The organism is Paenibacillus sp. PK3_47, assembly GCF_023520895.1.
Taxonomy (GTDB): Bacteria; Bacillota; Bacilli; order Paenibacillales; family Paenibacillaceae; genus Paenibacillus_AQ.
This window is the reverse complement of the sequence record NZ_CP026029.1, coordinates 1,988,156-2,009,157: the sequence shown is the minus strand read 5'-3', so window position 1 is coordinate 2,009,157 and position 21,002 is coordinate 1,988,156. Positions and strand designations below refer to the sequence as shown.

General features: G+C 41.9%; 16 protein-coding genes. All 16 read left to right on the top strand.

Translation table 11 applies throughout. From position 1 onward, the window contains the following. Positions 1-118 precede the first annotated feature (118 nt). Positions 119-685: an RNA polymerase sigma factor SigW gene (sigW, locus tag C2I18_RS08975; RefSeq protein WP_249900890.1), complete on the top strand. Its 567-nt coding sequence runs from the start codon at positions 119-121 to the stop codon at positions 683-685. Between the two features lie 126 nt (positions 686-811). Then, positions 812-1,426, top strand: coding sequence for a zf-HC2 domain-containing protein (locus C2I18_RS08970; protein ID WP_249900889.1), 615 nt, complete (start codon positions 812-814; stop codon positions 1,424-1,426). Between the two features lie 202 nt (positions 1,427-1,628). Continuing rightward, positions 1,629-2,459 (top strand): diadenylate cyclase CdaA, encoded by an 831-nt coding sequence (cdaA, locus tag C2I18_RS08965; protein WP_249900888.1) that lies wholly within the window; start codon positions 1,629-1,631, stop codon positions 2,457-2,459. Further along, a complete protein-coding gene (locus C2I18_RS08960) occupies positions 2,452-3,924 on the top strand; it encodes a CdaR family protein (RefSeq protein ID WP_249900887.1) in 1,473 nt (490 codons plus the stop codon). Before cdaA ends, C2I18_RS08960 begins: the two co-directional genes overlap by 8 nt. Before the next feature lie 113 nt (positions 3,925-4,037). After that, the gene (gene glmM, locus C2I18_RS08955) at positions 4,038-5,378 is read left to right on the top strand and encodes a phosphoglucosamine mutase (RefSeq protein WP_249900886.1); all 1,341 of its coding nucleotides are present in this window, start codon (positions 4,038-4,040) and stop codon (positions 5,376-5,378) included. A 656-nt stretch (positions 5,379-6,034) separates the two neighbouring features. Then, complete coding sequence (gene glmS, locus C2I18_RS08950; protein WP_249900885.1) at positions 6,035-7,867, top strand: glutamine--fructose-6-phosphate transaminase (isomerizing); 1,833 nt, start codon at positions 6,035-6,037, stop codon at positions 7,865-7,867. A 1,125-nt stretch (positions 7,868-8,992) separates the two neighbouring features. Next, on the top strand, positions 8,993-9,577 hold the full coding sequence (locus C2I18_RS08945; RefSeq protein ID WP_249900884.1) for an AbrB/MazE/SpoVT family DNA-binding domain-containing protein: 585 nt from the start codon (positions 8,993-8,995) through the stop codon (positions 9,575-9,577). Positions 9,578-9,642: 65 nt separating this feature from the next. Then, positions 9,643-10,086, top strand: coding sequence for a DUF488 family protein, N3 subclade (locus C2I18_RS08940; protein WP_249900883.1), 444 nt, complete (start codon positions 9,643-9,645; stop codon positions 10,084-10,086). Between the two features lie 11 nt (positions 10,087-10,097). Further along, positions 10,098-10,538: a DUF488 domain-containing protein gene (locus tag C2I18_RS08935; protein ID WP_249900882.1), complete on the top strand. Its 441-nt coding sequence runs from the start codon at positions 10,098-10,100 to the stop codon at positions 10,536-10,538. 22 nt (positions 10,539-10,560) lie between these two features. Next, positions 10,561-11,232: a dual OB domain-containing protein gene (locus C2I18_RS08930; protein WP_249900881.1), complete on the top strand. Its 672-nt coding sequence runs from the start codon at positions 10,561-10,563 to the stop codon at positions 11,230-11,232. 225 nt (positions 11,233-11,457) lie between these two features. Beyond that, positions 11,458-12,494 (top strand): IS630 family transposase gene (locus tag C2I18_RS08925; protein WP_249900880.1). Its coding sequence is split into 2 segments (ribosomal slippage): positions 11,458-11,955 and positions 11,958-12,494, totalling 1,035 coding nucleotides; the frame shifts between segments, so codons are not numbered across the junction. Positions 12,495-12,786: 292 nt separating this feature from the next. After that, positions 12,787-13,626, top strand: a complete 840-nt coding sequence (locus tag C2I18_RS08920) for a TnsA endonuclease N-terminal domain-containing protein (protein ID WP_249900879.1) — start codon at positions 12,787-12,789, stop codon at positions 13,624-13,626. A 32-nt stretch (positions 13,627-13,658) separates the two neighbouring features. Next, positions 13,659-15,839, top strand: a complete 2,181-nt coding sequence (locus tag C2I18_RS08915; RefSeq protein ID WP_249900878.1) for a Mu transposase C-terminal domain-containing protein — start codon at positions 13,659-13,661, stop codon at positions 15,837-15,839. After that, entirely contained in the window at positions 15,832-17,568 is a 1,737-nt protein-coding gene (locus tag C2I18_RS08910; protein ID WP_249902053.1) for an ATP-binding protein, read from the top strand. Before C2I18_RS08915 ends, C2I18_RS08910 begins: the two co-directional genes overlap by 8 nt. After that, positions 17,568-19,370 carry a TnsD family Tn7-like transposition protein gene (locus C2I18_RS08905; protein ID WP_249900877.1) on the top strand — a complete coding sequence of 601 codons (1,803 nt, stop codon included), beginning with the start codon at positions 17,568-17,570 and terminating at the stop codon, positions 19,368-19,370. The genes C2I18_RS08910 and C2I18_RS08905 overlap by 1 nt, the downstream gene beginning before the upstream one ends. A 73-nt stretch (positions 19,371-19,443) precedes the next feature. Continuing rightward, on the top strand, positions 19,444-20,862 hold the full coding sequence (locus C2I18_RS08900) for a TnsD family Tn7-like transposition protein (RefSeq protein ID WP_249900875.1): 1,419 nt from the start codon (positions 19,444-19,446) through the stop codon (positions 20,860-20,862). Positions 20,863-21,002 lie beyond the last annotated feature (140 nt).

Genomic DNA, 21,002 nt, shown 5'->3' with positions numbered 1-21,002 from the left:
TACCGGTAACAATCCTTTTCTTGATTTTTAGAGGAACATGAATTACGATTTATATGCTTGTACCGTGGTCTTCAAAGAGATGAAATACCAAGGGCGGCAAGTCTGGGGGAGTTAACAGGTGGAGAATTTGGAAGGCAGATTGACAAAGCTCGCCTTGAAGGGCGACCAAAGGGCATTTGCCGAACTTGTGGAACTATATAAAGACAAAATATATCATCTGGCATACCGGATGCTGAACAACCGCCATGAAGCGGAGGATATCGTTCAGGAGACTTTTTTGCGTGTGTACCGGAATCTGGACCGTTATGATGACAAACAGAAGTTCTCGACCTGGATTTACCGGATCGGGACGAACCTCTGCATCGATAAGCTGCGTAAACGGCGTCCGACGTATTCACTGGATGCGGAAATGAACGATCAGGAAGGCATTGACGGCTATTCCATGATTCCTAGCAATAATGTGACCCCGGAGACAGAGCTGCTGCTCTCTGAGACACAGACGCTGATCTATGAGGCCATCGACAGCCTGCCCGTGAAATACAGATCCGTAATGATTCTGCGTTATCTGCAGGATTTATCGCTTCAGGAGATCAGTGATGTGCTGGATATGCCTGTAACTACCATCAAAACCCGGGTTCATCGCGGACGTGAGTTTTTACGTAAAAAATTGGGCCCGAAAATGTAAAAATAGATTTATTTTTTATGAAACATCTTTTGGAGACCGACGTATGTAAGTTAAGCAAGTCTTATGCGCCCTGTCTCTTTATCATGCTTCAACAATTAAATAGCACTCATGAAAGGATTGGCTCCTATGGAATGCAAACTGGCCGTCTCTATGATGCATGACTACCTGGATGACGACTTGCCCGATCTGCAGCAGAGGGAATTGAAGGAGCATCTTCTATCCTGTCCGGGTTGCCGTGCAAAGTTCAAGGAATTGGAACAGACCGATATGCTGATGTTCTCCCTGATGCACCAGAATCCTGTTGCTTCGGATGATCTTGTTAACCGGATTATGGGCTCGCTGCCGCAACCCAAGAAGGAGAAGGCTTTTATCACCTGGATCAAACGGCATCCTGCGCTTACTGCAGCTTCCCTGTTTATCTTCGTGATGCTGATGAGCTCTGTGAACTTTTGGAATGAGGACAGACAGCTTGTAGTCAGAGGAAGTGACCTGGAGCAGGTTGTCATCCAAGGGGATACGGTAATCGTCCCTTCCGGCAAAACCATTACCGGTGATCTGACGGTCGAGAACGGCAAAACCCAGGTTTACGGGGAAGTCAACGGCAATGTGACGGTGATCGACGGCTCGATGTACATGGCTTCAACGGCTCATATCTCCGGGCAAGTCAAAACAATAGACCAAGCGGTAAGTTGGCTCTGGTATAAAGTGACGAATATGTTCTCTGAAGTTGCCTACCGATAATCTATGGTTGCTTTACGCAGAAAACGCTTAGCGCCTCTTTTTCCGGAAAGATGGCGCTTTTTTGTTGCCTGTAACTGTAAAAATCAGTCATTCCTGAGACGGAAAACTTGCAACCTGCGCGTGAACGTTATAACCTAGATATGATCAAGAACTTACAGAGATTTTACATAAACCCAGCTAATAAGAAATGGGGTTTTGGGCAATGAGCTATTTTACCGACCTTACATGGAAAGAGTCCATTAAAGATATAATCGATATTCTGATCGTCAGCTATATTATCTACAAAGTGCTTAACATGGTACGCGGTACCCGGGCGGTTCAGCTGTTGAAGGGGATTCTGGTGCTGGTTGTAATCTGGGCAATCAGTACGCTGCTGGATTTGTACACGCTGAAATGGCTCATGAACCAGATCTTTACCATCGGGATTTTTGCGATCATTATTATATTCCAGCCGGAACTGCGCAGGGGCTTGGAGCAGCTTGGACGGGGCAAGTTTTTTGGACGGACCTCGGAAAGCGATGAGGAGATCAGCAAATTAGTCGGTGAAGTCATTAAAGCCGTGAATTATTTATCCAAACGAAAAATAGGGGCATTAATTGTCTTTGAGCGGGCGACGGGATTAAATGAGTACACAGAATCAGGGATTCCTATGGGATCTGCGGTCAGCTCCGAGCTGCTGATCAATATTTTCATACCCAATACGCCGCTGCATGACGGCGCACTGATTATGCAGAACGGTCAAATTGCAGCTGCGGCCTGTTATTTACCGCTGTCGGAGAATCCGTTCATCAGCAAGGAACTGGGTACGCGCCACCGTGCGGCCATCGGGATCAGTGAAGTGGCGGATTCTGTATCGGTCGTTGTTTCAGAAGAAACAGGACAGATCTCACTTGCGCTCAACGGACAAATTGTCAGGGATATTAAGGAGGAATCACTCATTTCGAAGCTGCATCAAGAGCTGAGTGCGGCCTCTTCGCTGAAGGAGAAGAGCTCTGCTTTCTGGAAACGGAGAGGGGGCAAAAGCAATGGATAAATGGATGAAGAACAACAACTTCAACAAGATCCTCGCTCTCGTGATCAGTATTATTTTGTGGATCATCGTGCATGTGGATTCTGAGCCTACGAGCTCGACCACGGTCCGCATGCAATCGAAAGTAATTGAGAATGTGGCCATCGAGACCATCGGTATGAATGAAGATAAATATGTATATTCCTTCGACGCCGAAAGCGCCAGGGTAGAGGTGCTGGGCAGAAATTCCGACCTGAACTTCAAGTTCTCGGATGCCTATACGTTAAGTCTGGATTTAAGTGATGTAGGGCCGGGGGATCATACCCTTCCAATACATTATTCGCTGCCTAATGGGGTGGAACTGCAATCCATCAATCCGAATGAAGTGAATGTGCATGTGGAGCTTAGAACTACCAAATCTTTTCCGGTAACCTTAGATATTCAGGGGAAGCCTGCGGAGGGTTATCAGCTGGGTACACCGGTTATTCAGCCTGAGACGGCAGAAGTGACCATGGCTGCAAGCGAGCTTGCCAATGTAGCGAAGGTACAAGCAACGGTTGAACTGGATGGTGAGGACGATACGTTCCAGGAGAATAAGCTGAGGCTGTACGCCTACGACAGCAATGGCAATGAAATAAAAGGTGCGTTCATTGAGCCTTCTACCGTATCTGTGGAGCTCCCGGTTACCCTTCCTAACAAAAGCCTGCCGCTGGATATCAGCTTTACCGGCCAGCTGCCGGGCAATCTGGTCATATCCAGGATTACTTCAGAGACCGATACCGTTACCGTGTATGGCAGTCAGGAAGCGCTGGCTGCATTGTCGACCTATGAAGCTTCCATAGACCTCAGTGCCATCGGTTCAGCCGGTACAGACGAGTTGAAGGTAAAGCTGGCACCGCCTGAGGGGCTCTCCAAAATAGAGCCTGCAGAGGTAAATGTTACAGTATCGACTGCTGAAATTGCTGAGCGGACCATCGAGAATATACCGATTAAGCTGGAGGGTGTGGGCAGTGATCTCACTGCACAGGTTACGCAGCCGGCAGGCCAGGCTGTGTCCCTGACGGTGTCCGGCGCACCGGCGCTGCTGGATCAGCTGGACCAGGATAACATCAGTGTAATAGCAGATGTAGGCGGGCTTGCAGCGGGCGTACATGAGCTTGCTCTGCAGGTCTCATTGCCAAGGTTCATCTCTCAGGTGAGCCCTGCCCAGCCTCTTATGGCTACGATAGATCTGCAATCCCCGGCGGCAACCCCGGAAGCCACTGAAGCTCCGGATACGGGGAGTACCCTAACGCCGGAGCCCAGCACTCAGCCTGCCTCGGGGGATGAAATTGTCCCTGAACCAACCCCGAGCAGTGAAGCAGGTGCGGCAGCTACACCTTCTCCTACTCCTTCACCTACTGAGGACGCGGCAGAGAATAGTAACAGCACACCGTCAAATAACGGCACAAGTAATGCCAACAATGCCGGGAATACAGGCGGAACGTAACTTTTTATACCGTCAGGCGTCTACTTAACATGTACTTACGGTACACGTAACAAGGATGTTCTTCATAGAATAATTCATTAAGCTGAAGCAGCGTACTTAAAGGAGAAATAGAGATGGGTAAGTATTTCGGAACTGATGGTGTTCGCGGAGTCGCGAACCAGGAATTGACTGCAGAAATGGCCTATAGCATCGGCCGCTGCGGAGGTTATGTACTTGCAGGAAATGTAGAAAAGCCTAAAGTGGTTATCGGAATGGACACCCGTATTTCCGGTCCTTTGCTGGAATCGGCTCTTGTAGCAGGCCTGCTGTCCATTGGAGCTGACGTCATCCGTATCGGCGTAGTCAGCACACCGGCTGTGGCTTACATTACTAGATTGCTGAAGGCGGATGCGGGAGTCATGATCTCTGCTTCGCATAATCCGGTTCAGGACAATGGCATCAAGTTTTTTGGCGGAGACGGGTTTAAGCTGACCGATGAAACGGAATTGCGGATTGAAGAACTGATGGATGCGGAGAAGGATGAACTGCCGCGGCCGGCAGGTTCCGGATTAGGAACACTTACTGTAGACAATGACGCGAAATACTCATATCTGGAATACCTGAAGACAACGATCTCCCAGAACTTCCAGGGAATCAAAATTGTGCTGGACTGCGCTCACGGCGCAGCTTATGAGCTGGCTCCACGCCTCTTCAGAGAGCTGGGGGCAGAGGTTATTGCTATTGGAGCAGAGCCTGACGGGCTGAATATTAATGACGGCTTCGGGTCCACGCATCCGGAGAAATTGCGCGAGGAAGTGCTGCGCCACGGGGCGGACTTGGGACTTGCTTTTGACGGGGATGCAGACCGCCTGATTGCTATCGATAATAACGGTGACGAAGTGGACGGTGACTTCATTCTCTGTATCTGCGGAGATGCTATGAACCGTGCAGGTAAGCTCAATGAGGGGACGATCGTCTCCACTGTAATGAGTAATATCGGCTTCTACAAAGCGACCGAGAAATTATCGCTGAAGACGGCCAAGACCGCTGTCGGTGACCGTTATGTTATGGAAGAAATGCGCCGGGGCGGCTATAACCTGGGCGGTGAGCAGTCCGGACATGTGATTTTCCTGGATTACAATACAACCGGTGACGGCATTCTGACCGCCATTCAGCTGGTTGATACAATGAAAGCATCCGGCAAAAAGCTGAGTGAATTGAAGTCGATGATGACCAAATACCCGCAGGTGCTGGTAAATGTGCGCGTGCAGGATAAGACCAACTATCCGAATAATCCGGCGATTGAAGCTGCAATTCAAGAGGTGGAAGGCAAGCTGGGCGATAACGGCCGTGTGCTGGTACGTCCATCGGGAACCGAGCCTCTCATCCGTGTAATGGCAGAAGGTCCGGATAAGGACGAGCTGGATCTTTTTGTCGGGCAAATTGTTGATGTAGTAAAGCGGGAATTGGTGTAATACCTAATATAATATAATCCCATAACAGCTGGTGGATGGAGAGTGATAGCCGTTCGTTCATCAGCTGGAATGGCCTGGCAGAGTATTTTCTGAAAATAATGGGGAAATGTTCATGTTATATTTCATTGCCAAAGTGATGCAAGGTGCATATAATGATTAAGTGTCATTCCAGAAGGAAAGCGGGGATTGTGAGGTTACTGTAATAACAAGCGCCAGAGCTTGATTTGCGCGGGGGAGAAGGGAGAGCCTGTAATAAGCCAACTATGGCCGGGCTTGAACGGATCACGGCAGATGTAAGCTGACGAGGTGGAGGTGTTCGAAATGTTCGGCGGGGACCTCCCGGTGATGCACCAGAGCCGTAAACGGAAGCGGAAAATGACAGGGCGACCTGTCACACAACGCGACTGTGGGTGCAAATGGGATAGTACAAATTCATGGGTATGCGCTAAACGGGAGAAACAATGGTTTCTGCTGCGGCAGAGGAGAAGACTGTGCGTGTCATGAATGGACTATGCAGATGACAGGTTTATTTTGTTGAATTTTGTGGAACGTTACAAGACAACAGAATATTTGCTTTTTCTCTACAACTTGCCGCACGGCACGTTTCTTTCCTTGAGGCCGCCCACATTACGATAAAATGGACGGAGGAAATTATTATGTGTGGTATTGTAGGATATATTGGTAATCAGAATTCGCAGGGCATCCTGGTAGAGGGATTGAAGAAGCTGGAGTACCGCGGTTACGATTCGGCAGGTATTGCTGTATTTACGTCGGAAGGACTGCAAGTTGTTAAGGCACAGGGCCGCATGGCGAACCTGGAGTCGAGACTTGACGCCACTCCGCTGACAGGAAGTGCCGGAATCGGGCATACCCGCTGGGCCACTCACGGTAAGCCGTCCGATGAGAACTCCCACCCTCACACCGATGACAGCCAAAAGTTCTCGGTTGTGCATAACGGGATTGTCGAAAACTACCTGGAGCTTAAAGAAGAGCTGATTGCCGGCGGATGCCACTTCACCTCCGAAACGGATACAGAGGTTATTTCCCACCTGATTGCCCGTGAATATGAAGGGGATATCGTTAAAGCTGTACAAAAAGCGATCACCCACATGCGCGGAGCGTTTGCACTGGGCGTTCTGACTGAACATGAGCCGGATAAACTGGTAGCTGTGCGTCAAGCCAGCCCGCTGATTATCGGCCTTGGCGAAGGCGAGAACTTTATCGGGTCTGATATTCCGGCCCTGCTGGAATACACCCGCAACGTATATATTCTGAACGACGGCGAAATGGCTGTATTGACACGGGATGCTGTCGAACTGATGACGATTGAAGGCAACTTTATTTCTCGGGAAATGATTACTGTCGATTGGGATGCTGTTACCGCAGAAAAAGGCGGTTATGAGCACTTCATGCTGAAAGAAATCCATGAGCAGCCTAAGGCTTACCGTGATACTATGCGCGGACGGATCAATGCCGAAGGCAACAAAGTGATTTTGCCGGAACTTAATTTGACTGAAGAACAAATCAAGAACATCCGCAACATCCAGATCGTTGCTTGCGGTACTGCTTATAATGCGGGCCTTGTCGGACGCAACCTGATTGAATCGCTGGTTCGTATTCCTGTAGAGAATGATATCGCATCGGAATACCGTTACCGTTCGCCGATCGTAACACCTGAAACTCTGGTGATCGTAGTCAGCCAATCCGGTGAAACTGCAGATACACTGGCTGCACTGCGTGAAGGTCAAGCAAACGGTGCGCATGTACTGGCAATCACTAACGTAGTGGGCAGCTCCATCGCCCGTGAAGCAAATGACGTACTGGTTACCCTGGCTGGACCGGAAATCGCCGTAGCATCTACCAAAGCTTACACTTCGCAGATCATTGCTTTCACGCTGCTTGGCCTGTATCTGGCTGAAGTACGCGGAACGCAAAGCGAAGAGCAGGTTGCTGAGATTCTTGCAGCGATGAACTCCCTGCCGGAGCAAGTGGAAGAAATCCTGGCTCAGAAGGATGCGATCAAGACTTACGCTGAGCAAATCTCCAGCCACAAGCACCTGTTCTTCATTGGCCGCGGCGTTGATTACGCAGTAGCCCAAGAAGGCTCGCTGAAGCTGAAAGAGATCTCCTACATTCACTCCGAAGCTTATGCTGCGGGTGAACTGAAGCACGGTACACTGGCGCTGATCGAAGATGGCGTTCCAGTTATCGCCCTGGCTACCCAGGAAGCCGTTCTGGAGAAGACCGTCAGCAACATCAAAGAAGTGAAAGCCCGCGGCGCAGACGTGCTGGCGATCACTCACGAGGAGCATGTTACCGACCTGCTGAAGTCCGTCGACCAGGCGTTCGTTATTCCTAAGACCCTGCCGCTGCTGACTTCCGCGTTGTCCGTAGTCGTTACCCAACTGCTGGCTTACTACGCTTCCCTGGCCCTGGGCCATGATGTGGATAAACCACGGAATTTGGCGAAGAGTGTTACGGTGGAATAGGGGGATAATAATCATTTGTCCCTGTGTTGAATGACATTAAAGTTGGTTATTAGACATTAATGTGAGTAACTTAACAATAATGTTTGTATTTTAACAATATAGATTGTAATTACTGTTTATAATCATTTTAGCTTGCTAAGTCGCTCATGTTTTTGAGCGGCTTTTTTATGCCTTCAAAGAGGAAAATAGGAGCAGAAAATAAAATTAAGCTTTACTGTGAGGAGAAATGAAGATATCAGACTGCCGATGTTTAATAAGCTAAAGGGCAGGATGGTAGCGATCCCAAAGCAGCAGCGTTTCATCCGCTGAACTCCAAACGAATAGAAAGGATATATCTGTGCCTGTAGAAGAGAGATCCACATGAAATTTTATTGGTAGTAATGTTCGCAAAGAAACAGACGGGAGCACCCGGTATTCAAATTTAATTTCACGAATTTGCTCTTCTCGTTAATGATGAAAGCGTACAGGCTTATTATTCTTAACGGGTTTGTGGAGACTTCTCAGGTGTTTTCAGGGACCGAACAAATGATTCGAGAATTGAGCGACTATAAGAGTGAGAGCACAAATCGCCTCCCGATCTTTGTAGCCTTTAAGGTGCTTCTGATAGAGGGTATTGTTATGAGAAATTCGCAAAAATATAGTTTTGCACTGTGAGGAAAAATCCTTCGATTTATTAGCGCTGATCGATGGAAAAAGCGAGGATGAAAAGCCGGAAGTCCCACACGAAGAAGCGATTGGGGCTTAGGGAAACTGGTGAGACCGAGATGGCAGATGACCTCAATGTATATACTCACAGAACATCAAAGAAAGGCGGTTGGGACGGCGCTGTGACTGGCGAAAAGGAGAACCTTATAAACGACACAGCAAACGTATGCGTGAAATCATATGGCCGTATCGTTATAGATAAAAGCCCTTGAGGAATCAAGAGCTTTTTTATCTACCATAACTTAACAGATCTGAAGCCATCGATGACGATGAGTTCATCTAGCTTTGAAGGACAAATCGAAATCCACATTATGCGAATAATAATTGTACATAACTAAGAATTGGATTTATAATAAATTAATCCGGATTAATCCGGATTAATCCAGACTAATCCGAGAAATATATTAATGAGGTGATGAGATGTTGTATGGTTCAATTTCAAGTGCTGGTCTTATCACAATTCCAAAACAAGTGCGAAATTATTTAAACCTGCCAACTGACGGGGGAATCATTGCAGTTGAAACAGGCGGAAAATATCAAATTAAAATTTATAATCCACTTGATAACAGCATGTCCTTTATTCGTAAAGTGACAAAGAATGGGCAATTCAAGTTGCCCGCCCCTCTGAAAGAGGCATGGGGACTAACTGAAAAAGGGGAGGTTTCATTTTTTATCCAAGATCCATTTATCGTGGTCGCGCTGGCTGGACCTAAAATCCAATGTGCGCCATGTGCCGGAGCAGGGTTAATTTATGGTCTGACATGTCCAATATGTGAAGGCGAAGGGAAAACAAGAAAAAGCCCTCTAGGACCATTAATTGAGTTTGCAGAAGCGACAAGGCATGCAACGAAGTATGGAATGTCTATAGCTAAGATTGACTTTGGTGGAGAAACAACTTCTTATGATGTTTCAGTTGATTTTGAAAACAATACTCCAATGGGATACCGAGATGTTGTTGAAAATTACTTAAAGCAGCTTGTAGAGACTTCTTCGGCTACTTCCTAAAGTATCAATCTAATTTTTAATTTAGATAACAATACCGATTTGTTATCTGAAAGGCGGTGTAGATCTTGAATGATAAATATTTGAATCCCCCTGGAAGGCTTTTTACATGTAATCCTGCGGGTCTTAATAAGGTTGATTTTAAGGCAGATATTCTCTTAATCACTAGAGCCGGCTATGATGTACCTAATGCTACGAGAATTCGGGATTTATCGCCATCGCAGGATCTTTTTCTTACGTATTTGAACGAATGGAAAGATAAAGAGGAATATGAGGTTTGGTGGCCTAAATATGAAAAACGATTCTTAGCAGAATTAAAATGGGATGATCGTGTAAAATCACTGCGTGAAGTGTATAAATTGCTTATCATGGGACATGATGTGGTTTTGGTTTGTTTCTGTAAAGATCATCGATACTGTCATAGACGTTTAGTAGCTCAATTCTTTGAACAGTTTGGTGTAAAGGCAGAAGAGCTGAATCCAATACTGGTGGATCAACTGAATCTATTTTAGGGAGGATTATCATGTCAGAGGTATGTACAATTGGTTTTGCTAAAAAATCGTTAAAAGGTTTTGTGGATTTATTACAGAAACAGAATGTTAAACATCTTATTGATACTCGTCTTAATAATACCTCACAGCTCTCAGGATTTGCTAAGAAGGACGATTTATCCTATGTGATGGATTTAGTAGGCATTAAGTATAGCCACAAACTAAATTTAGCACCAGACAAAATGATGCTTGATGATTTCAAGAAAAAAAAGATAACTTGGGAAGATTATGAACAAAAATATATTGGGCTTTTAAAGAAACGAAAGATCGAACAGAACGTAGAAGAACTATTAGGGGATGGTAAGCCTTGTTTTCTCTGCAGCGAAGATAAACCACATCATTGCCATCGTCGGTTATTAGTCGAGTATTTAAAAGAGTATAACCGGGATATCAATGTTTTTCATTTGATATAGATATCACATGGGGGAGATCTAAATGGAAATTGTGATTTTGGCGGTAACTAAGGCTTCTAGTGATGGATCATTATTTTGTATTGCAGGAATGAATTATCAAGGACAATGGATTCGGCCAATATCTAAACAATCCTCAGGTCGTTTTTGGACACGTCAAGAACTGACGTATCAAAGTGGTGCCTTCGTAAACGTGGGTGAGATTTGGGATGTTCAAGGGCACGCCCCCAAACATTTTCAACATCCGAATCATACGGAAGATTTTGAATTAAGCAGCCATAATTATGTAAGGGATATGAGTAATGCTGAACTGATGGCGTTTTTGGAGCAACATTGTGAAGGACAAGCTGCTCTTTCAGATGTGTTTTCAGCAAATCGAAGAAGTACATGTCTAGTAAAAGTCGATTTGTTTGATGCTCAAATCACAAGGTTTGAGGATAAAAAACCTAAGCCCAAAATGACATTTAGAGCACGTGGCCTAAATCTAAGAAATCCTCACACCAATAATGGTGATATCGTTGTTAAAGACTGTAAGTGGGAAGCTCTGGTCCTTCAAAGAGCGCCGTATCCAGCGAGATACAACCATATCTATCTCTGTATTGGTTTGGCGACAATATTCAACGGGATTGAACACCCGCAAGTTATTGGATTACATACTGAACCAGCAGTGAGTATGCTATCATCTTATCCTGACTAAGCAATCGATTTCAATTATTCCAAACCAGATTCCGACTCCCACTGGCATTATGCTGGCGGGAGTCTTCCTTTTTGTGAAGGGCCCAGTAAGCTTTAGTATCGTTTTTGATGTCCGAAGAAAATAAAGTGTTAGACTATATAGACTGAATTAAAGAATTTCATATAGAAAAATCGTCCACTCCTAGATGGGGTAATAGAAAGTAACAACCATTTAGGACGTGATTTCATGACAAGCATCGATGAAAAACAGAAGCTTGAAGCGGCTCTTCGTGAAACTTCTGACAAACGGATGTTTGAGCGTTACTTGGCGGTTCTACACCGTCTTGAAGGTCAAACGATCAAGGACATTTCCAAGATGATCAAGCGCACAGAGAAAACGACTGCCGGATACATTCATAGCTATGAGCGTGATGGAATCGAAGGTCTTACGCTGGGCCATTCACCAGGCAAACCACGCCGACTTACCGACCAGCAGGAGCAGACTCTGGCGGATACCGTGGCAACCAAGCGTCCCGTCGACGTCGGCATCGAAGCCAAGTATACCTGGACGCTTAAGCTGGCCATGCTCTTTGTCGAGCGGGAATTCGGTGAAACCTACACGGAAAAAGGAATGTCAGTCTTGCTGCACCGGCTCGGTTTTAGCCATACCAAGGCAACCTATACCATGGAACTGGCCGATCCTGCGGAGCAGGAAACGTTCAGGTCAGAAACCTTTCCTGCACTAAAAAAAAGCTGATTAACCATGAAATCGACCATTTGCTGTTTGAAGACGAGTGTATGATTCGGGCATATCAGTCGCTGCAATACACCTGGTTTCCGGTAGGTCAGCAGCGAAAGGTGCCGACGTATGGTCGGCATGAAGGCGCAAAATTGTTTGGTGTCCTGAACTACGAGACGGGGCATGTCCTTTACCGAGATGGCGAGCGATACGACACCCCGGCACTCATCCAGTTTCTTGATGCCGTCCGGAAGTCTTATCCGAAAGGTAAGATTGTAATGATTCTGGACAACAGCCGGATTCACCATGCTGAACAGGTGCAAGCCTACCTGAAAAAGCATACACGGCTGCAGTTTGTTTTCCTTCCCAAGTACTCACCAGAGCTCAACTTGGTTGAAGGGCTATGGAAATGGCTAAAAAGCGACGTGGTCCACAACGTATTTTACAAGAAGTTCTACCACATTCGTATCAACGTCGCTGCTTTCATGAAACGCGTCAATGATAACCCGATGGAGGTCATTGATCGGCTTTGTATACGAATGTAATTCAAAAGTTCAGTCTATATAGAAAAATAAAGTTTTAGACTGGTGGCTGTGTTGGTGTGCTATAGTACCCTCCAAAACTCTTTTCGAGCCTTGTATACACCGCCCATCACGCTAACTTTGTGAAATAATTACCAAACCATAGAAAATAGTTTGAAATGAAATAAATAGGTTAATGATTAGTAATAGCACCTCAGAATAAACATAAACAACTTGAAGGTAACGGCTTCGTCCTTTTTAAGGGCGAGGCCATTAGTTGTTTGAATATGGTATCAAATACTGGGGGGGGTAATATATGTCACGCAGAGCTTCACGCATAGTTAAACTTCAAGAAAACTACATTAAAAAAGGTAGGGGTCAAGGAACTGGAGATCAGTATCAACCTTTTATTCAAGCACATGATAATAAGGTAGCATCTGAAGGATGGATAACAAGGCATAGGGGGTGGAAGTCCAAAAGAATTCACCATACCCTATCGGAACATGAAAGAAAATATCTCTACTACTGTGAATGGCTAGATAGTGTTATTGATATAAGAGAGCAATTTCCCCTTCTTCCACTGGAGAGAACTATAGAGATATCTAACCAATTAGGTATCCAACATGCCCATGTTGATGGTTCTCCTGTCGTAATGACTACTGACTTTATGCTCACTATACAAACCACTAATGGGCCTACCCCTGCAGTCAGAACAATTAAACCCTTACATAAACTGGATACGAGAACTTTAGAGCTATTCGAAATTGAAAGAAGATTTTTTGAAGAACTGGGAATAGATTGGTGCATAATCACTGAAAATAGAATTCCTACTACATTGGTTGCTAATGTTGAATGGATGAGTGAGGCCAGATACCTTGATACACGTCCGGGGATGGATGAGGAGCTGCTATTGCTAGCCTCTGAAGTTTTGATTCAAGTCTTACTGAAGGATTCATGCCAAACAGCGGTTGGAAAACTATGCCTGATGACTGATCGAGATATTGGTTTACAGCCAGGTACGTGCATGTTTGTTTTGCAGTATATGTTGGCTAATAAAAGATGGAAGTGCGAGATGAATAGTAAAATCATTCGGGAAATGGAACCATTAGAAGTTTCACCAATAGAGAAGCCTTTTGTAAATATTATTTTAGCTTAAATTTTTGAGGGAGGGGATGGGGATGCTTATCGATGCTTATTGTTGAGAATACGATTATTGAGCGATTGAACGATGAAAATGAAACAGTAGCCTTACTTAGAGTGTTATGGGTATGGGAAGAAGAAAATTATATTGTTGTTATAAACATTGATAATTCTCGTGAAATAGATCTACCATTTTTTCTGAACTATGAAGATTTAATAGAAGAAATATCTGAACAAAAAAGTCGAATAAGTGCAATGGAGACTGATTTAAGGTTGATTTCACCTGAAGATTCTTACCTTGAAAAATATAAAAATAATAGAGATAACAGATGGGAAATCATTAAAGATATTGTTTCCCAAGAACCAGATATTTATATTTCTGACTCAAGAGGAAGGTTGATAACAGAAGCGCATTTGAAGTCAGGTAAAGCAAAAAAAGTGATAAGGGATTATTTAAAAAAGTATTGGTTTTACGGAAAAACGAGAAATGGATTGTTAGATAATTATTTTGATTGTGGAGCTCCTGGAAGAGAGCGGACATATCAAAATAAACCGGGAGCTCGCTCTCAAGATGGGAATACTTTTTTGGTCACTGAAATGGATAAGGAGATTTTTCTCTCTGCAATTCGCTTGTTCCATATTCGAAGGAATATGGATATTAAGACCACTTATGAGCATATGTGTGAAACATTCTACAAACGTGGCTTCTATAGGAAGTTTGGTGTTAGAGTGCCTATAGTAAACCCTGAAAAATCCCCCACACTTCGTCAATTTAGATATTGGTATCAAAAAGATACTTCATTTTCAAAAAGGTACGCAAACAGACATGGAAAACGTAGAGCGTCAATTGATGTAAGGCCCTTGCAAGGAAATGCATCTGAAAGAGCTACTTCCATTGGTGCGTTATTCGAAATCGACTCCACACCAGCAGATATTTCATTAGTTTCATTTGATCGGAAAACAATTCTGGGAAGACCAACTCTATATATTGTAATAGATGTCTTCAGTCTTCTTGTTGTAGGGTACCACGTAAGCTTAGCATCACCGTCCTGGATTGAAGCTATGGTTGCATTAGAGAATGCTGTAACTAATAAAGTTGAAAACTGTGCCAGATATAATATGCAAATTGAAGCGGAAGATTGGCCATGTCATTATTTACCACGCAAATTAGTCTGTGATAGAGGAGAACTGAAGGGGAAGAATGCGGAAAAATTCGTGAATCTTGAAGTTGATGTTCTAAATGCACCGTCCTATAGGGGAGATTTGAAGCCATTCGTAGAAAGACGGTTTAGAATTACAAATGAGACAATTAGGCAGTTATTACCTGCAGGTATTGGTTCTAAGCCACTTGTTAGAGGAGATAGAGATCCGGCTAAAGATGCAGCACTTACTATTGAAGAATTCAATCAGTTTTTAATTGTTTTCTTTTTGACGTATAACAAGAGTGCCCTTAATCGCGAATATCTCCCAACAAAAGAAATGTTTGAAGAGGGCGTAGAACTAACACCACTCAAAGTTTGGAATTGGGGGAGCGGAAAAAAACTTCTTCATGAAAAATCAAGAAACCTCATTCGTTATAATCTAATGCCTCGGGAACAAGCAAAGGTTTCGAGATTCGGAATTGAGTTCAAAGGATTATGTTATACCTGTGAGATAGGATTAAAGGAAGGTTGGTTTGAGGAAAAAGGGGGCAAGGGTAGCAAGTATATAGAGGTTACATATGACCCTAGAAATTGCAGCAGTATTTACTATAAACATAAAGATGGTAATTTAATTCAATGTATACTTACTTCAAAATATCAAGAATATAAGGATCTGCATTTTGATGAAATATCAATGATCATGAAGTATCGAAAGGAACAAATTAAGCTGCAGGAACGGAACGAGAAACAACATAATTCAGAGTTACATGCATTTTCACAGGCACTTACTAGATCTGCAACGACCGAAACAAAAAAAGAGACGGCGGAAATGAGTTTTTATGCTAAACAAAAGGATAAACGTGAGCATAGAAAAGTAGATAAGGGAAGATGGGGGGCGGAATACGCTTGGACTAATACCAGTGAGGGGAGTCAAAAGAATCATGATGCAGATCTAGGAAGATTAATTCATATAAATCAAGACGCAAAGCTCGAAGAAACGAGAACCAGTGACTTTTATGATGATGCTCAAACGCTATTTTCAAGACGAATTAGTGAGAGGAGGGTAAAACGTGACCTTGATGAATGAAGAATATACTAACTTAAAAGGCACTCATTGTATGGCTAACTACATTACTCAGATTCTTCCTCAAAATCAGGGTAACCCGTTTATTGAGGCAATACCAAACCGATTAAACGAGGAAGAATTTATTGATGCACTACATTCTGTACCTCCTATAATTGAAGACTACGAATTATTAAGCATTGAGGATAGATTAGAATTTGTCCAACAAATAAAACCAAGCTTTTGGCTCCCATATCCTGCACACTATGATAAGTATAGAAACTTATACACTATGATTAAAATAGGATATCAATCTAGAAACCCGATGCACGCTATGTATAATAGGCAGTTTGCATTAGGATGGGACAATATTTTCAAGGCTGGAATAGATGAAAATGGTGCAAATTTAGCAGGGAATGTGCAAACAGCTCAAAGTCATGTGGAAATTGCAATCAGTGGATCGGGAAAATCAAAAGTATATGAAAGAATGTTAACACAACTATTTCCTCAAGTTATACATCATTCTGAATACAATGGTCGGAAGTTACCGTACACACAAATTGTGTGGTTGAAAATTGAGTGTCCCTTTAATAAATCGGTCGGTGCTTTATGTAAAAACTTTTATTACGAAGTAGATCGGCTATTGGGGACAGATTTCTACGAAAAATTCGGTGAAAAAAAAGGAAGATTAGATTCACATGCTAGAAGAATGATAAAAGTCGCTACTCAGATTAATCTTGGTGTACTCGTCATAGATGAAATACAAAAAATTCAAAAAGCTTATTCCGGTGGTGAAGAGGACATGATTGATTTCATCACTGAATTAGTTAATACAATAGGTATTCCAACGGTTTTAATTGGCTCATATAAAGCCTTGTATTTATTTAATAATTCATTGGCAAATACCCGCCGCGGTATACCGGACGAATTTTCTGAGAACATAACAGGATACATGTTAAAAGAGAGTTGGGAGTGGGGAGAATTTATTCATAACTTATGGGATAGTCAATACACAAAGACATTTACGAAAATGACTGAAGAGATTTTGGATACTATGTATTATCACAGTATGGGGATTCCGGATATTGCCGTTAAGCTTTTTATGCATGTTCAGTCTAGGGCAATTGTAAGTGGGGGGACAGAGTCAATCACAGTTAATCTCATAAATGAGGTTGCAGGAAGAAGCTTGAGACTACTACAGCCTATTTTCCAGAAGATACGGAGTGGAGATGCCGAAGGGTATAACCAATTAGAAGATATCCAACCTGATTGGCTTCCCTTAAGAGGTTACATTCAGGAAGCAAGTCATCGAATAAAGGTTCATGGAAATCTAGCTGAACAACAGCAAAGAGCTCTGCAACAGAGGAATAAAAATGAGTTGCTGGAGCAATTAACATCTTTCGCATTTCATATTGTTAAATCAAGGAGTATAGCGGAGACTCTTGCTAATCAGGTCTGTGATGCAAGTGATGGTAAAGGTGATATTGATAATATGTTTGCTGAATTAGCTCGATTAGCTTTAGACATAAAGATAACTGACCAAAAAGAGGGGGGGAATGATTCTGCTGAAAGCCTGCCGCAACAAAAAAAGTTGCGAAATAGGCGTAAGCCGGCCCTTGAGGAGAAGGATATTCGTTTTGTGGTCAAGGTTGGTCATCAACGAGGAATGACTACTGAAGAATCACTTGAAGAGCGTGGACTTGTCAGAGGTTGTGACGAATTAAATGATTTCGCCCTGAGAGGAAGGATTTGATGAAACGTATTCTTATGTTTCCAGAACCTTTTCCTGATGAAGACTTTCGGAGCATTATATTCAGATATCATTTACGTTCAGCTAATGCAGATTTTTCTGAAAGTAAATTCGAGCTTTTTGGTATAAATTCATATAAACAAACAGTATTCCCAAGGAAACTTAATTATCTAATAGATAAGCTGCCTATAGGCAATACCTTTTCCAAAGATTCACTTCTATATCAGCATACATGGTACGGTCTTTATCAGGTTTTTTATATGCCTGAGCGTATTAACAGAACTCTAAAAATCATTAGCGGTGAAAGTTATAACCAAAATGTATTTGATGGTTTTTCTCAAAGTACAACTCAATCAGTGTTGTCTAAAGAAATAAAATACTGCCCTCTATGCGTTTCTGAAGACGAAGAGATATATGGTGAATTATATGTACATAGAGGCCATCAAGTTGATTTTCTTAAATCATGTCCGAAACATAATGTATTGTTAGTGACAGAATGCCCTGAATGTAGAGAGGACTATGCAAATGCAAGTTCAGGAGTGCTTTTGAAAACTAAATATTGTGACTGCGGGAGTGCATTGAAAGTAGTTAAGGTAAATGATGCTGATGAAATAGTGAGGTTTCAGTATCAACTGTTCAATGATTTAGTCTTACTAAGAGAACGGTATATGGAGGTAAGTGTTGATGTTCTATACCATCAATTAATAGAATTTTTATATAAGGGAAGGTATATTGGTTTAAAAAATAACTTTTATAAGAAAAAAATGATTGCTGATTTTATAGATTATTACTCTGCTAATACCCTTGAGAAGGTGAATATTTCAGTAGATGAAATTTCAACCACCTATTTCTTTGCACAGTTGTTTAAACGAGAATCTTTATCAAATTTCATATCATTTTATTTACTTCTTATCCGCTTTTTTGCTAGTTCATTAGAAATAATTTTTCTTGATAGGGAGGGGATCTCCTCTCCAATATTTTATGGGAATGGACCATGGGCTTGTAAAAATAATCGCTGTAAAAACTATAATATACCACTAATAAGAAAATGTGTAAGGAAAATTGGCTATAGTGCCGATGTTTATAGGTTGAAATATTCCTGTCATAAATGTGGTTGCTCCACTATGTTTAGAGGCTCTAACGGTATAGATTACAAAATTACAACTTATAAAGATAATAATTTAATACCTGAAATCGAAATAGGTAATTTGAGACCTCAAGAAAGAAATAAAGAAAAAGACATTGCAAGACTAAATGATACACGAGATAAGATGGTTAGCATTTTAAAAAAAGGTTTGGAAAATCGTAAAAAAATACGAAATGAAAATATAGCTGTGTACGAATGGTTAATAAAACATGATAGAGAATGGTTACAAGCGAGATTACCAGAAATTAATAAAAAAGCACGAAAAATAGATTTTGCTCAATTAGACAAAGAACTTTTAATTAAAATCAAGAATGTTGCTAAAGATATTGATCCGAACTACCCTTTTCGAATTACAAAACAAACAGTGTGTAATCTTTTGGAGACTACTGACCGTAATAGACTAAAAACTTACAGGGCTCCATTACTTCCATTAAGTTATCAAGAGATAGAACAGTATATTGAGTCCAGAAAAGACTTCCTAATCAGAAGCATACCGAGATTTTATAGAAAATTAGTTAGTCGTGGCATTACATCAATGAACATTTATCTATTTAAATCTGCTACGGCTGCCTTTTATCAAGTGGATGCTGAAGAGAATATTGAAATAGAAAAAGAGATAATTAGATTTCTAGAAGAGAGAAACGCTCTAATACAATAAAAATTAAGAGTTTTAAAAAGTTGTAAATGGAAAGAATAGATACTACCAATACTACTTAGGTGGAGTGAGGGGTATGATATTTTTTCCAACTACATATGATGATGAACTCTTTTATAGTGTGATGGCACGCTATCACTGGATATCAGGGAATGAGAACCCGAAAATATCAATGTTAGAAATGTTTGGTTCTACGAATATTTGTGCAACAAAGTTATTTCCTACACATCTGCAGCATCTATGTGAAAGATTACCCCGTCCTAATACGTACACTCCATCTGAGTTTATAGAAGATAATACATTCCTTCCTTACTATGCGAAGTTTATTCCGATTGAAAGATATGAAAAATTAAAAGATATTATGATGTACGGCAACGGAACTTCTGTCTATATGTTACTTGGTATAACAGCGAGTGAAATGAAAAAAGCGAAAGTTCTAAAATTTTGCTCCAGCTGCGTAATTGATGATGAAAAAATATATGGGGAGGCATATTGGCATAGGTCTCACCAAGCAGATAGCATCTCTATATGTTTTAAGCATGGGTGCCATTTACAACTTTCTAATGTAGAAACTAATCAAAGACATAAGCATGCAATGGTGACTTTGAGCAGTTATCTTACTAATGATCATTATTTTCAGAAGAGTGCCGTTGAGTTATTGAACTCAGACCATAATCAGTTTATTGCAGAACAATCGTATTATTTATTAAAGAGCAAAGTGAGTTCAGTTGGGTTAGAGCGATTGAGGCAATATTACATAATGAAACTTAAGGAAAAAGACTTAATAACTAAATCAGAGAGAATCAGATGGATTGAATTAATTTCAAAATTTAATCAATTCTACAGTGAAAGCTTTTTAAGTAGTTTGAACTGCAAAGTTATTGTAGGTGATGAGTATACATGGTTTCATAAAGTACTCCGTTCACCAAGAGTGACGTGTCATCCATTAAGACATATTTTGATTCTAGGATTTTTAGGAGAGACAGTGGACTCCATGTTTGACTATCTTTCTAAGAACAACATCATTGAAAAAAAGAATGATAAAAATATTAGCAGGCCGTTACCTACCTTAGGAGATGGTCATATTAATATTAGGGTTGATTGGAAACAACGTGATTCAGAAATTGCTGAGAGTATCCGTTTGATTGCTGAACAAATTTTTATTGATGAGGATACAATACGAGTAACAAAAACAGAAATTGGAAGGCGTCTTAGAATTCAATCTCTACTTGTAAGAGCTATAGATAAATTACCAGAATCCAAGAAAGCACTAGATGAAGTAGTGGAGTCTGTAGAACATTTTCAGAAAAGAAGAATTAAGAAAACGGTAAAGGAATTAACTAAGGAAAGAGCAGCCGTGCAACCTTGGGAAGTCGCCCGAATTGCTGGGTTAAGAAAGACGTATGCGGATAAATTAAAGAAGGACATAATAAATGAAATAGATATAAATAATCAATGTTTCCGAGGGAATATCAAAGATAGCAATTTAAAATGAAACCTACCTCAATATGTTGAGAGACTGAATGCAGTTTACTTTGATTGCATTCAGTCTCTTTTTACTGGATATTTACTCCATTAGCCTCCCCGTTATATTCTTCAGTAGAAATACTCTCTACGCACTATATGAAGAGCAGG